The 12,584-nt window shown below is 47.3% G+C and carries 11 protein-coding genes and 2 pseudogenes; all 13 read right to left on the reverse strand.

The annotated features are described in order from the left end of the window. Positions 1 to 119: 119 nt before the first annotated feature. Positions 120 to 275 carry a hypothetical protein gene (locus DWZ44_RS18125; RefSeq protein ID WP_158565820.1) on the reverse strand — a complete coding sequence of 52 codons (156 nt, stop codon included), beginning with the start codon at positions 273 to 275 and terminating at the stop codon, positions 120 to 122. Positions 276 to 440: 165 nt separating this feature from the next. Further along, positions 441 to 1,085 carry an AAA family ATPase gene (locus tag DWZ44_RS02725; protein WP_113999138.1) on the reverse strand — a complete coding sequence of 215 codons (645 nt, stop codon included), beginning with the start codon at positions 1,083 to 1,085 and terminating at the stop codon, positions 441 to 443. A 246-nt stretch (positions 1,086 to 1,331) separates the two neighbouring features. Beyond that, entirely contained in the window at positions 1,332 to 3,722 is a 2,391-nt protein-coding gene (locus tag DWZ44_RS02730; protein WP_117804176.1) for a recombinase family protein, read from the reverse strand. Positions 3,723 to 3,815: 93 nt separating this feature from the next. Further along, positions 3,816 to 4,055 (reverse strand): annotated as a pseudogene (locus DWZ44_RS02735) (type IV secretory system conjugative DNA transfer family protein); the annotation flags it as partial. 85 nt (positions 4,056 to 4,140) lie between these two features. Further along, positions 4,141 to 6,042, reverse strand: a complete 1,902-nt coding sequence (locus DWZ44_RS02740; protein WP_117804177.1) for an AAA family ATPase — start codon at positions 6,040 to 6,042, stop codon at positions 4,141 to 4,143. Between the two features lie 16 nt (positions 6,043 to 6,058). Then, positions 6,059 to 7,558 (reverse strand): MobQ family relaxase, encoded by a 1,500-nt coding sequence (mobQ, locus tag DWZ44_RS02745; protein WP_117804178.1) that lies wholly within the window; start codon positions 7,556 to 7,558, stop codon positions 6,059 to 6,061. A gap of 233 nt (positions 7,559 to 7,791) precedes the next feature. Further along, the gene (locus DWZ44_RS02750) at positions 7,792 to 8,085 is read right to left on the reverse strand and encodes a DUF3847 domain-containing protein (RefSeq protein ID WP_055228717.1); all 294 of its coding nucleotides are present in this window, start codon (positions 8,083 to 8,085) and stop codon (positions 7,792 to 7,794) included. An 82-nt stretch (positions 8,086 to 8,167) separates the two neighbouring features. Further along, positions 8,168 to 8,998, reverse strand: coding sequence for a hypothetical protein (locus DWZ44_RS18595; protein WP_070103256.1), 831 nt, complete (start codon positions 8,996 to 8,998; stop codon positions 8,168 to 8,170). Positions 8,999 to 9,103: 105 nt separating this feature from the next. Next, positions 9,104 to 9,400, reverse strand: a complete 297-nt coding sequence (locus tag DWZ44_RS02760) for a hypothetical protein (protein WP_055228716.1) — start codon at positions 9,398 to 9,400, stop codon at positions 9,104 to 9,106. Between the two features lie 133 nt (positions 9,401 to 9,533). Then, positions 9,534 to 9,725 carry a transposon-encoded TnpW family protein gene (locus tag DWZ44_RS02765; protein ID WP_117804179.1) on the reverse strand — a complete coding sequence of 64 codons (192 nt, stop codon included), beginning with the start codon at positions 9,723 to 9,725 and terminating at the stop codon, positions 9,534 to 9,536. Positions 9,726 to 9,804: 79 nt separating this feature from the next. Beyond that, positions 9,805 to 11,655 (reverse strand): recombinase family protein, encoded by a 1,851-nt coding sequence (locus tag DWZ44_RS02770; protein WP_330411338.1) that lies wholly within the window; start codon positions 11,653 to 11,655, stop codon positions 9,805 to 9,807. Between the two features lie 56 nt (positions 11,656 to 11,711). Further along, a pseudogene (locus tag DWZ44_RS02775) lies at positions 11,712 to 12,017 on the reverse strand (recombinase); the annotation flags it as partial. Next, the gene (locus DWZ44_RS02780) at positions 12,014 to 12,514 is read right to left on the reverse strand and encodes a PcfB family protein (protein ID WP_117804181.1); all 501 of its coding nucleotides are present in this window, start codon (positions 12,512 to 12,514) and stop codon (positions 12,014 to 12,016) included. The pseudogene DWZ44_RS02775 and the gene DWZ44_RS02780, both read right to left, overlap by 4 nt. Between the last annotated feature and the right edge of the window lie 70 nt (positions 12,515 to 12,584).

A 12,584-nucleotide genomic window follows, 5' to 3' on the forward strand; every position in this document is an offset into this window, starting at 1 on the left:
ATCTTCCCGTGGAACAGAAATTGGTTTGTATTTTCCACGATAGCTATGCCTATTGTTAATAATATCAATAATCTTCATTTTATCCTCCTGCAAACTTGAAGTTATAATTTTCCTTACTTCTATAAATCTTCATCTTCTTTATCTTTTTTTCGTTTACTGCTACGTGAACTATCTATTCCTGCTCCAACGGCTACACCGATAGCAATTCCCAAAGGAAGATTATCTAAGGCAGTTCCAAATGCAACACCTAAACATAAACCAATTGCCATATACATAATGACACCTCCATAAATTCAAGTTGTCAATAGCGTTTAACAGAATTAAGATTCTTTTTATTCCTTTATTCTGCCTTATTAAGATGCCACAAATCAAGAATACTTCTCAATTTGTGGCACTAATTCATTAAACAAAATGTGCTATAATCGAATGTCTTTCTTCAACTATATTAAACCTAAATGTTTTTCGACACAAGTTAATGTACTCTCAACTGTACTATCCACAGTTCTCTCTATCCAAAAGAAAGAACTGCTTTTAATCTCCTCTATGCGATTTACATTGAGTTCATATAAGGTAATATTCACAGTTTGTTTGGCTTTTTCTATATCAGTCGCTGAATTTAAGTACTGAAAAAATCCCTGATGATCTGGTCGATTACCATATTCATCAACAAGATTAGATGGGTCTTTTATGAGAAAAACAACTCTCGCTGGTTCAGAAAAAGCGAGTGCCTGAGCAACTGTAAGATGACAATCGCACAAAACTTTCTTATTTTCTGATAAACGAATCAAATCAAGAAGAACAAACTCTAACTGTTCACGAGTATTATTCAACAGCCAATTCTTATATTCTTCAACTGTTCTTCCAAAAAATTCATCTGCACTGTTAAAATACGTATTCATCGCAGGCTGAAATAATGGGTTCGACATTTTTTTGTGCTCGTCGAATCTCTCATCAACATCAAATAGTTCAAATCCATACTTTTCCGCCAACGCACGTGAAACGGTTGTCTTTCCTCCACAAGGTGTTCCCGTTATAAAATAAACATTTTTTAAGTACTCTTTGATTACATTATCTTGAAATATCATTGCACAATCTCCTTTATTAAATAGTTTTTCGGGTTCTGCCTATACATAAAACTATTTAACATAGTTCTATGAACTCAGATATTTCTTAATTTTAAGAACATCATCATATTCATTTCACCTCCACAACTTTCGATTTGGTAAACCATCTATACAATACCATACTTCATTGTCCATTACAATAATTGCATCGCTCCCGCTTATTCTCATCAATTCTGCAACTATTATATTGTGATATTATGCTTACTCTTAGGCTGTCTGTTCACTTTTCTTTGCGTGATACGCTTCACGTCTCATAGCCAGTGTTTTTTCATATCTTACTTTTGCAATAGGATCTCCGCTTAATGCATCGTCACGCATTTTTCTGTAGCTCTTCACTGTGGCTCTAACCTGATACTGTTTACGCTCTGCAAGCTGACTCTGTGCTTCCTGATCTCCGGCTTCCGCTCTGGCTCTCAAGGCTTCCATCTGCTCCTTTCTTCTTGCGGTATGCCGTCTGTTGTATTCTGCATTTCTCTCTTCCAAATATTTCGCATATTCAGGGTCATTTTCTGCTCTCTGCTTACGCTTTTCTGCTGATTTCCTTGAACGTTCTCTTGCAATAGCTCTACGCTCCTCAAGCTCTCTGACGGCTTCCTGATTGCCTTTTTCTGCCTGCTCCTTTAATTCTGCCAAAGCAATCTTTTTCTTCTTTGTAGCACGCTCCTGACGTTTCTTTTCCCTTTCCAATGCCAAGCGTTCTTTCTCTTCCATCTTCGCCCGATATTCAGGGTCAGACATTCTCAATTCTCGCATTTTTTCAGATCTCTTACGGTTGTTCTGTCTGCCTTTTTCAAGGATTGCTTTATATTCTGCCATAGCTTCAGGATCTCCAGCTTCTGCTTTTGCCTTGATCTCTGCACGCTTCTGATTTCTTTTCTGCGTAGATTTCTTAGAAGATTTTCTCTTTCTTTCAGCAATCTCTTCCGCTCTGCGTGCTTCCTCTGACTGCAAGGCTTCCACTTCATCCTCACTGAGTGGAAGAACAAAATTTCCAATGAAATTGAAATAAATATCCACTTGCTGAGTACGGTCTTTTGTTCTGCCACCCTCTGCTTCATGAATTACAACCTTTTCAATGAAATCATTAAGCATAGGTGTTGTCAGTTCCTCAAAATCTCGGTATTTCTTAACCAGTCGCACAAATTTATCAATCTGCACTGCCTTAGTGGATATACGTTCTGTAGCAGTTTCAAGTTCTGACATTCTCTGCTCTAGGTTGCTTTGTTCGGTGTCATATTCTGTCATAAGGCGGTTAAACTGTCTCTCCGGCAATCGCCCAAGTGTGAAATTCTCATACAGACCTTTTATCAGATCATCCAAATCCATCATACGACGTTTTGCTTCTAACAACTCTTTTTTATCATCTGTATTATCCTTTTCACACTGCAATTCATACTGTGCTTTCAACTGTTCTACAAACTCTTTTTCATCTTTAAGGACATACTGTGACACTCTCTTAGTTGCCTGATAAATCAGCATTTCTATTGTGCTTGCCTTGATATAGTGACCAGTACATGAATGATATTTATTGTGGTACCGGCTACACCGGAATGCCTGATTGCTGTCATATATTTTCCCATCTTTTGGCTTTGAATTGATATATGCCAGTCTGCTTCTACAATCCGCACAATAAAGCAGTCCTGACAGCCTGTGCGCAGGCTTTTCACTGTTTCGCCTTGGAGATACCCTTTTTCTCATTCTCTGCACTTTATCATATGTTTCCTGATCAATGATAGCTTCATGTGTATTGTAAAAGACAAGCAGTTCGTCCTCATTTGCAATTCTTTTCCGTTTTGTCTTAAAATTATCCCTCGTTGTCTTCCCAAGAACGGTATGCCCCAAATACTCACGTCTGTTCAAAATATAGCCCACTGTTGTAGCATTCCATGTATAAGGGTCATGGTAATTCGTACACTGGCAATCCTCAGGATGATTCTGTCTCGCATAAGCCGAAGGAATAAGGATTTTATCCTCTGACAAGGTATCTGCTATTGCGGTTGCACCCATTCCATCACAAGCAAGCTGAAAAATACGTCTGACAACCGAAGCAGAAGCTTCATCAACATACAATGTCTGCTTATCCTCAGGCTTTCTGTAATAGCCATAAGGCACTGCACCGCTGACACGTTTTCCGTCTCGCATTTTTGCCTTGAACACTGCCTTGATTTTCTTACTGGTATCTTTTGCATACCACTCATTCATGATATTCAGAAATGGTGTAAAATCATTATCTGCCGGATTGGCACTGTCAACTCCGTTATTTACTGCAATAAAACGGACATTTTTCTTAGGGAACATCATTTCCGTATAGAAACCTACTTGCAGATAGTTTCTGCCAAATCGGGACATATCTTTGACGATCACTGTTCCCACTCTGCCGGCTTCAATCTCTGTCAGCAAAGAATTGAATGCCGGTCTGTTGAAGTTCGTTCCTGAATATCCATCATCACTGAAATGCTGAATATTACCAAAGCCATGTTGCACTGCATAATCTTCCAGATACTTCTTCTGGTTTGTTATGGAGTTGGATTCGCCCTGCATCTCATCATCACGGGACAGACGCTCGTAAAGTGCTGTTATTCTATTATCTTTAGCCATTTTCTCAGCTCCTTTCATAATGCTAAAAAATAAGAACACACAGAAAACACTTCATTTTTTAATGACCTATTTTCTCTGTATTCTTAAAATCTAACCCTTCGGGTCCGTCACAACATAGGAGCTGTGCATCTGCATCAGGTTGGGTTTCAGCCAGAATCGGGTCTTACCGGAACCGGAGCCGCCAATCACCAGTACATTTTTGTTTCTGGCAGTCTTGGGGTCCTTGGGGCGACTGTTCATGGTCAGGCTCTCCGTTTTCGTCAGAATCACATTGTTCTGAAATACAGGATCAACGTAAGGTGCAATATCCTCACGGGTTCCCCATGAAGCGTTTTGTCAAGTGCTTTTTTGAGTTATTGACGCAAATTATCGTGAAAGTGCGAAAGTGCAAAGTGCAAAGGGTCTGCGTTTTGCACTTTCAGCTTGCGGGTTCGGGTGGCTGCTTCTTCTTGATGAAGTTGTACCATTGACCGCCGACACGCCTTGCGCCTAAAATGCCGCCCATGTTGCGCTTGGCGTTCTGTACCGTCCTTTCGGATATTCCGGCTTCGGCTGCGGCTTTTACAATGTCCTCGCTGGCAAGCTCTTTCCCGTCTGCAAGCAGGGCAAGTATCAGCCTTTCGGCTTGCTCGGTCTTGGTGGCGGTGTTGCCGCCCGCGCCGGACAGCAGCTCGTCAGCGGTGATGTCGTATTCGCCTATCCACGAAAAGCCCGTTTCCGGGTCAAGGCAAAAGGCAACGGGCTTGCCCTCCGGCGCAAGGGAAGATTTGTCATGGACGATAACGCGCACATTCGGTTCTCGCTTCACGCGCCCGATCAGCAGGACGCTCCTTGCTGCGGCGCGGAAGTCGATAGAACCTAAGCCCCTGTATGCGCTCTGCCCTCCGGCAGCTTTGTTGAGATGTCCGATAAGGATAACGGCGCACCCGGTACGCTCGGCAACATCGGCAAGGCGGCGGAACATGGGGCGCACTTCGTTTGCCCGGTTCATGTCGGTTTTTTCGCCCATGTACGCCTGTATGGGGTCAAGGATAATCAGCCGCGCCCCGTTCTGCGTGATTGCCTTTTCTATGCGCTCATCGGACAGGGTAAGCTCCCGCTTGGCTTCATCAATCACAAGCACCCGGTCAAGGTCGGCTTCGGCTTCTATCAAGCGGGGCTTGACGGTATCGCCCAGCCCGTCCTCGGCGGTCTGGTAAATCACTTGGAATGGCGGCAAGGGCTTCATTCCCGGCAGCGTTCCCCCGGTGGTGCAGGCGGCGGCAAGGCGCAGGGCAAAGGTGGTCTTGCCCTCGCCGGGATTGCCTTGCACAATGGTTACTTTCCCAAAGGGGATATACAGCTCCCATAGCCATTCAACGGTCTGTGTGTCAACCTCGCTCATGCAGATAATCTCAACGGTTTCTTCCTGCGGCGGCTCTTTCAAGCCATAGACAGCTTCCCGCAGATATTTCCCGTCTGTGATTTCTGCCCGGTGCTGCAATACCTCGTTCCAGTCCTTGAAAAGAGGGATAAGCCGATGGACGGTCAAGCCCTCCGGCACAAGCTCTGCAAGGCGGCTACAAGCGTCGTTTCCGGCTTCGTCGCTGTCAAGGCAGAGAAAAACGGTCTTGATGTTCGGACGGTCAGAGAGAAAGCGCAACAGGGCTTTTTCTCCCACGCCGCCCAACGCCAGATAGCTTTGCTTCTGCCAGTCCTTTTTGAACAGGCAGAGGAAAGATAAGAGGTCTATCGGGGCTTCAAAGACAAACAACCTTTCGCCCTCGCCACGGTAGCAGAAGTTAAAGGCTTTGTCGCTGCCTTTCACATCAAGCCGAAAACTCCCGGCTGTGCCGCGCTGATGGGCGTATCGCGGTATGCCGCTTTCATCTCTGCCGACGAATACGGCGTTATGGTGGGCGGCTTCCTCGTAAATATCCCCGGTGGAAAAGAAAAAGCCCGTCACATCTTCATCAATACGGCGGGCTGCTGTGAGGTAGTTCCTCGCTATGCGGTTGTCGGTGCTGCGGGGTGGCAGTCGGAAGTCGGATAGGGGCGCGGGGCTTGGTCTGTCCGGCGGCGGGGCGGCTCCTTTTTCGCCTGTCAGCAGTTCAACGGCTTCGGTGAAGCTCTTGCCGAAAAACTCCATGACAAAATCAATGGGTGCACCGCCCTTACTCTGGCTGTGCCTGTACCATTTGTTTCCCCGGACGGTCAGGCTGTCGTGCCGCTTCCAGCGGTATTCATTTCCGGCACGGGTAAGCTGCTCGCCCTGTGATTGCAGGAAAGAAACAAGGTCGGCTTGTTTGGCGCGGTCTATCTGTTCTTGGGTGTAATACATAAAAGTTCAACTCCTTTCAGCGGTCTATATCATGCCGTTTGGTGCGGCTCTGCGTCTGCTCCGGTTGGTCGGCGCGGAGTGCAATATCCACGCACCTGCGGATTTTTTGAAGCTCGGCAACCTCGGCGCGGGTTTCTTTCAGTTTGGTATAATCGCCGTCCCTTTGTGTTTTGAGGTCAGCATATTCCTGTTCCCATTCCGCAATAGGCAAGGTCTTTGTTCCTTTCGGCAGATTTGCATGGAGATAGCGATTTGCTGCGTTCCATAGGGTCAGCTCGGCGCGGTGGGCTTCCTCGTACTTGTCGCGCTTGTTTGTCCAGCCGTTTTGCAGCTTTTTCAGTTCATCGTGAATGGGCTTGTACTCTGTGTAGTTCTTCCCGTATTCAATTAACTTTTGTAGCTTCTTCATGCGTTCCTCGGCGGTTTTCATTCCTGCCCGGATTGAATAGGCTCTATCACTGACAGAGGAAAGAGAAGCGTCCAGCTCGTCAAGATTAGAGATGCCATGCTCGGAGAGATAGTTGACCGCTGCCGCTATGGTTTTCAGTTCATCGGCTGTGTGCTGTTGTTGCCAACGCTGCGAATACTTCCGGCTCTTTTCTCTCTGAACGCTCAAATACTTCATCAACAGATTTGCAAGGTTGGGAGATTGCGGCGGCTGCTTCGGGGCGGTTTCCCACACTTTGAACAGGTCGGCAATCCATTCTTTGAGCTTGCTAACCTGCGCCCGGATTTCCCGTATAAGGCGGTTTGCTTTTTGGATATTTCGGTTCAGTTCGCCTTTCTCGGTGGCTACACCTTTCTTCTCCATTTGACAGGCGGCTACGCCCATATGGACGGTCGGTATTTCGTCAATGCCGCGCTCGGCGTTACTGCGGTGGTCGATACGCTCCGGGCTTCCGGCACGCTCAAGATAGTCGTTTGAAATATCAGCCCATGCCTTGCGCCAAACAAGCGCATTCTCTTGGCTGTTCCAGCCCGTGAGGTCAACCTTGTGCGTCTTATATCTGCCGCTTGGCAAGCGGATACGCTCACCGTTTTCATCAAGGTCATATTCCTTTTTGGACTTTGCCGCCCACGCGCCGCGCTCGTCAAGGGGGCGCATAGTCAGCATGATATGACAATGGGGATTGCCGCTGTCGGTGTCGTGAATGGCAAAATCCACACACATTCCTCTGGAAACAAATTGAGAGGAACAGTATTTCCGGACAAGCCGGATCTGTTCCTCTCTGGATAATTCTATGGGGAGTGCTGCGTCAATCTCACGCGCAAGCTGGGCGTTCCCGGCTTTCTCGTAAAGCTCCACGCTGTTCCACAAGGTTGAACGGTCAGAGAATGAGGGCGGCAGCATGATTTCTGTATGGACAACGCCGCCTTTGCGAGTGTAGTCATGGGTCATTCCGTCCCATTCGTTTGTCAGCTTTTCGCCGCTTCGGTAGGCGGCGGCAACGGCTGATTTGCCTTTTCCTCGGCTCACAATGCCGATGTTCCAATGGTAAATGGCTATGGGTATCACCTCCCGGATAGGATAATAAAACCCTCAAAAATGGTACAGACGCCAAAGGCGGGTGTACTGTTTTTGTGGGTGTGCAGGGATAGCCGCGAAGCGGCGCAAGGGGTGCAGCCCCTTGTTGCGGCAAAGCCGCCATATCGGAGCGCGGGGAAATCTCCCTGTGCGGAGATAAGCCCTCGGCAGAGCGCACACGCCCGTAAGGGTGTATAAGTGCGCCCTTAGTTCCTAAGGGATTTTCAGCTTGTCGTTTCCTCGGCTCGTTTTTTCAAAAACTCCTGTGCTGGCTCGCTCGTCAGGGCAAGCCGGAAAAAGGTCTGCGCATCCTCGTCCGGCATGGCAATAAGCTCCGGCACAAGGCTTTCCATGAAGCCGCCGCGCTTGCAAAGCCTGTGGTTTCTCGCCTTGCGTTCCTCGACGGATAGCTTCTGCTTGATGATTTTCTCCCGGTTCTCAAGCTGCCGGATTTTCTTCTTTCCGTCCTCAATCTCGGCTTGCAGCTCCTCGCGGGTTTTCTCTCTTGGCTTTGTCATGGTTGGTCGCTCCTTTCTGCTCATAAGCATAGAAAAAGGACAGTCGATTTTCTCGGCTGCCCTTGTGGGTGGCTATTCAATTTTAGTCTGCTGTTTTCAAATATATAAAATAGCTTGCTGTTCCGCCATAGCCATTTTCAGTATTCCATTCAGCTGTTACTTCATAAATATATCCGCCCAGTTTAAGAGTGAGTACGTTTCCAACAATAGTTACATCTTCGCTGTTTGCAGCAGGCTCTCCCCAATGTTCGTCACTCCAGCACTGCACACTTAAAATTGTATCTGGGTCTTCTGTAAATCTTAATGTAGCTGTTGTTTCTGTTGTTTCAAATGGCGGGGACAACAGATCCTTGCACTCTAACGGGTGTGGGCTATCAGCTATTGTGCTTTCAGCAGTTCCGTCAATATTTGTTTTTTGCCACGAATAAGTTCCTAATACTGCACCGATAGCGGTTTCGTCACTCACAACGCTTAATGTGGGCGGTTCTTCCAAAATTATATTGGCAGTCCCAGAGTTTAGTAATTCATTTGCATAGTTGTTGAGTGCTTCACATGGCTCATATTTTGTCTTATAACCGATACCGTCAATGACAATAAATGGGTTATACGCCATAATATCTGTTTGTGTACCGTCTACCATAGTCAAGGTAAAAACAACGCCTTGTCCAGCATACTCTGTGTAAGAATTATCCTCATTATAGACAACAACATCATTCAAATATTCAACTAATTCTTGGATATTTTCAATCTCAATCGTTTTGTCTGGCGGTGTTAATAACACTTTAGCGGAAACAATCTGCGCTGCGTCCAAATCCTTATACGGTTTTTTCCCCTGTTGTGAAAAAAATACGATTACCGCGATACCTACTAAAATGATACAAGCTATTGCAATCATCAATCTCTTTTTTCTCATGGAACAAGCCTCCTGTTCTTCTCTGTTACTTGTATAGATGAAAAAATTGAAAGGAAGTTTCACTATCTATAAATATCATAGCACATGGTTATGAATAAATCCACCTCATTTCAGCCTGTCAGTGGCCTTGTTTTCTCTGGCAGACCGCCGCGCAGCTTCCCGCCGTTCCTCGTTGTATGGGGCGGTCAGACGGAAAGAGAAGCGCCCCTTTGCAATCTCAAACTCCATGCAGCCCGTTTCGGGGTCTGCGTCGGTCTGGCGGCACTGGTCGGGGTGCTGTCTGGTGTAGGCGGCAAGCCGCTTCTTTAAGTCGGTGTTGTGGGTGCGGATATGGATAAGGGGGTCTTTCTCGTCAAACCAAATATCGGTGGTCTTTTCCTGCTTCGTAAGCCCTGTTCTCATGTAAGCTCCTTTCTGCGCCCCTGTTACGCAATAGGGGCATTTTTCGGGTGTTTTTTCCGGCTCTTGACTTGGGGGAAATGAGGATTTTCAAATAGAAACCGTCCAGACAGGGAATGGTTCGTCGGGGCGGCTGTTATCGCAAGATTTCCGTTTTTTCCGGCTCTTGACCGTCAGACGCAGATAAACGCGAACTGTCGGCAAGTACCAGTTTGAGCAGCTTGTCGCAGAACGTTTCTGTGCTGCTGTGATTGAAAAACAACTCCGCAACAATGGTCTGCCCGTTCCTCTGGGTTGTGATGATACTGTCGGGGGTCTGTTCTGCCATAGGCGGCTCCTTTCTTTGGGCGCAAAAGAGGGATTTCCCGTAGTTCGGAAAATCCCTCTTGGTTGACGGTTATTCTGTTTTACTGTGTGGGCTGTGCGGCGGCAGCCTGTGCCTTTCGCCTTGCCCGGTATTCCCGCGCTTTCATGCGGTCATACTCCCGCTGCTTTTCAAGGTTTCGCGCCCGGTACTCCCTTGAATACTGCCGGTGGTATGCGCGGCTCTTTTCCTTTTTGGCTTCTTCGATTTCCTCCCGCATTTGCCGGATTTCCTGCTCGGTCGGCTCTGCAAGCTGTGTCACTTCATTCTCAAACTTGCCGATATAATTGAAATATATGCTGATGTGCTGGATTGCGTATCTCGCCCTTTTCTGGTCGCGCTCATGCACTTCAATCCGGCTGATAAACTCGTTGAGAATGGCGGGGGTCAGGTCGGTAAAGGCGGCATGGCGTTCCGTCAGCTTCAAAAACTTCTGCACCCGTCCTCCCGCGTTCTCATAAGCGGATAGCTGCTCTTGGAGCGTGGCAAGCTCCGCTTTCAGCGCATAGTATTCTTCCGAATACTTCTGCGACATTTGCTCATAACGGTCTTGCGGGATAGTGCCGAGGGCGTTGTCCTCATAGAGCTTATTCAGCACCTTGTCAATCTGTTCAAGGCGCGTCGTGATTTGCGGAATACGCTTCTGCTGCTTTTTGGTCTGGTCGGTCTGCTGCATGGCAAGGTTCTTTTTCACTAAGGCTTCAAACTCCGCCCGATTGCTGATAGAATAGTCCTCGATTTTCTTCAGCACTTCTGCGATGGTCTGCATGAGCAAGTCCGCGTCCATGATGTGCGGGGAATTGCATTTCGGATTTCTGGCTTTCCCCTTGTGGTACTCGCTGCAATAGGCAACATGCCGCTTGCCGCCGTTTCGGTAATCTATACGAATGTGCATTTTTGCGCCGCAGTCCTTACAGAAAAGCAAGCCGGACAGAGGGTGGATTTCCCCGTCCCCGTTGGGGCGTTTGACGGGTGCGTTTTCCAAAATCCGCTGTACGGTTTCAAAATCGCTGCGGCTGATAATCGGCTCATGCACATTTTCTGTGATGTGCCACTGACTCCGGTCTACATAGTGGTTATGTTTATCTCGGAAATGCTTTGTGGTCTTGAAGTTGACCACATCGCCGCAATACTCCTGCCGTGTGAGGATATTGGTCAAGGTGACTTTGTTCCACTTGCAGCGGTTATCCTCGTTGAGCGTCTTATTTTTACAGGTTCCCCACCCGCGGTCTTTCATGTAGAAAGTGGGGGTTGGGATTTGCTCCTGTGTCAGATATATGGCGATTTGATTGCGGTTCTTCCCACCGATAAACAGACGGAAAATCAAACGGACAACCTCGGCGGCTTCTTCGTCGATTATCCAAAAATCCTTGTCGTCCGGGTCTTTGACATAGCCGTAAGGGGCTTCGGTGACAATCGGCTTTCCACTCATGCCTTTGGTCTTAATGCCCGTTTTCACTTTCTTGCTGATGTCCTTTGCGTACCACTCCGACATGATATTGATAAAGGGCGCAAACTCCAATGTGTCGGGCTTCTCGCTGTCAATGCCGTTGTTGACCGCGATAAAGCGCACATTGTTCCGTCTGAATATCTCCATAGCGTTTCCGACTTGGAGATAGTCACGCCCCCAGCGGGTAAGGTCTTTCATAATGCAGACACCGATTTTCCCGTTTTCCACATCGTCCATCATGCGGGAGTATGCGGAACGGTCAAAAAACCTGCCGCTTTCGTCATCGTCGATGTAGTGCCGGATATTCGTCAGCTTTAACTGTCTGGCGTAGCTTTCCAGAAATTTCTTCTGATTCTGTATGCTGTTGCTCTCGCCGCCGTCCCTGTCCTCGTCGCCCACGGAAAGGCGGGAGTAAAGGGCTGTAATTTTGCTATAATCAGTCATGTGCATAACCTCCTGTGCGTCCATGTATGTGTCATTTACACTTAAAATTATGCACTCCAGCGGGCCGAACCATATTCCAAACCATGTCGATATTTCTTGGCGTTCTTGCTTTTAAGATACACCGCCAGCCTCAGACTGCCTCCACAACACAGTCCTACCAACAAGTCCAATGGATGCAGGCTTGGCCAGAAACTTTGCAGCGCCCCAGGCAGAACCGCAATCAGCGAAAGAAACTTTTCTGAAGCATCCGCCCCTTTTGCCATTCGCCATGCCTCTCCAAAATTGGTAGCAAACAGTCGTCCCATCAGGATATACGGCATATTCAGCAAAATGAGCTTTTTGATGTCCAATGTCTTTTTCATCGTTCCAGCTCCTTTCGCTTGGTGCGATCCACCACAGCATTTTTAACCATCTCTTTGAACCGGTTAAGTTTTGCCAGTACGGACGGGCGCTCTGTTTTCGTTGCCTTTTTGACCTTTTTGTTGGTGTACTCTGTAAAAGCTGCTGTCAAAGCATCTGCATCACGGCCTTTGAAAAAAATTAGGTACTTTGGCGGAGAACTGCTGCGGTCCTTTTTCACCGCATAATCCACACCATATTTCCGGGCGATTTTCTCAAACTCCTTGATAGAGGGGTCTGTGATCTCAATGTTGGATATTCCCTGATTCTGCCCGACAAGCTGCTTCACAGTCTGTTTTCCATGCGGAACAACTGGCGCATCACGGCTTCTCTGTTTTTCCAGCTTCTTTTCCTTGCGATGTGCCATGTACTTGCTTATGGCAGCCTTTAACATTCTGCCGGTAAACTTTGTTCCACTGACAACCAGCGTCAAAGTTCTGTTTTCCACTTCTTCCTGCATTTTCTCGCCTCCTTTCCACGAAGTTTGCAGGGAATCTCTTTTTTTGCTAAGGCGGAACCACCAGCCGCCG

Origin of the sequence: Blautia sp. AF32-4BH, from assembly GCF_003460565.1 — a bacterium.
GTDB classification, from domain to species: domain Bacteria; phylum Bacillota; class Clostridia; order Lachnospirales; family Lachnospiraceae; genus Fusicatenibacter; species Fusicatenibacter saccharivorans.

What these genes read in the sequence shown, in the direction of transcription:
- DWZ44_RS02780 (WP_117804181.1), bottom strand. Translation starts at nt 12,514, where the DNA reads ATGCAGGAAGAAGTGGAAAACAGAACTTTGACGCTGGTTGTCAGTGGA.
- DWZ44_RS02730 (WP_117804176.1), bottom strand. Translation starts at nt 3,722, where the DNA reads ATGGCTAAAGATAATAGAATAACAGCACTTTACGAGCGTCTGTCCCGT.
- DWZ44_RS02770 (WP_330411338.1), bottom strand. Translation starts at nt 11,655, where the DNA reads ATGACTGATTATAGCAAAATTACAGCCCTTTACTCCCGCCTTTCCGTG.
- DWZ44_RS18595 (WP_070103256.1), bottom strand. Translation starts at nt 8,998, where the DNA reads ATGAGAAAAAAGAGATTGATGATTGCAATAGCTTGTATCATTTTAGTA.
- DWZ44_RS02725 (WP_113999138.1), bottom strand. Translation starts at nt 1,085, where the DNA reads ATGATATTTCAAGATAATGTAATCAAAGAGTACTTAAAAAATGTTTAT.
- DWZ44_RS02740 (WP_117804177.1), bottom strand. Translation starts at nt 6,042, where the DNA reads ATGTATTACACCCAAGAACAGATAGACCGCGCCAAACAAGCCGACCTT.
- DWZ44_RS02760 (WP_055228716.1), bottom strand. Translation starts at nt 9,400, where the DNA reads ATGAGAACAGGGCTTACGAAGCAGGAAAAGACCACCGATATTTGGTTT.
- DWZ44_RS02750 (WP_055228717.1), bottom strand. Translation starts at nt 8,085, where the DNA reads ATGACAAAGCCAAGAGAGAAAACCCGCGAGGAGCTGCAAGCCGAGATT.
- DWZ44_RS18125 (WP_158565820.1), bottom strand. Translation starts at nt 275, where the DNA reads ATGTATATGGCAATTGGTTTATGTTTAGGTGTTGCATTTGGAACTGCC.
- DWZ44_RS02765 (WP_117804179.1), bottom strand. Translation starts at nt 9,725, where the DNA reads ATGGCAGAACAGACCCCCGACAGTATCATCACAACCCAGAGGAACGGG.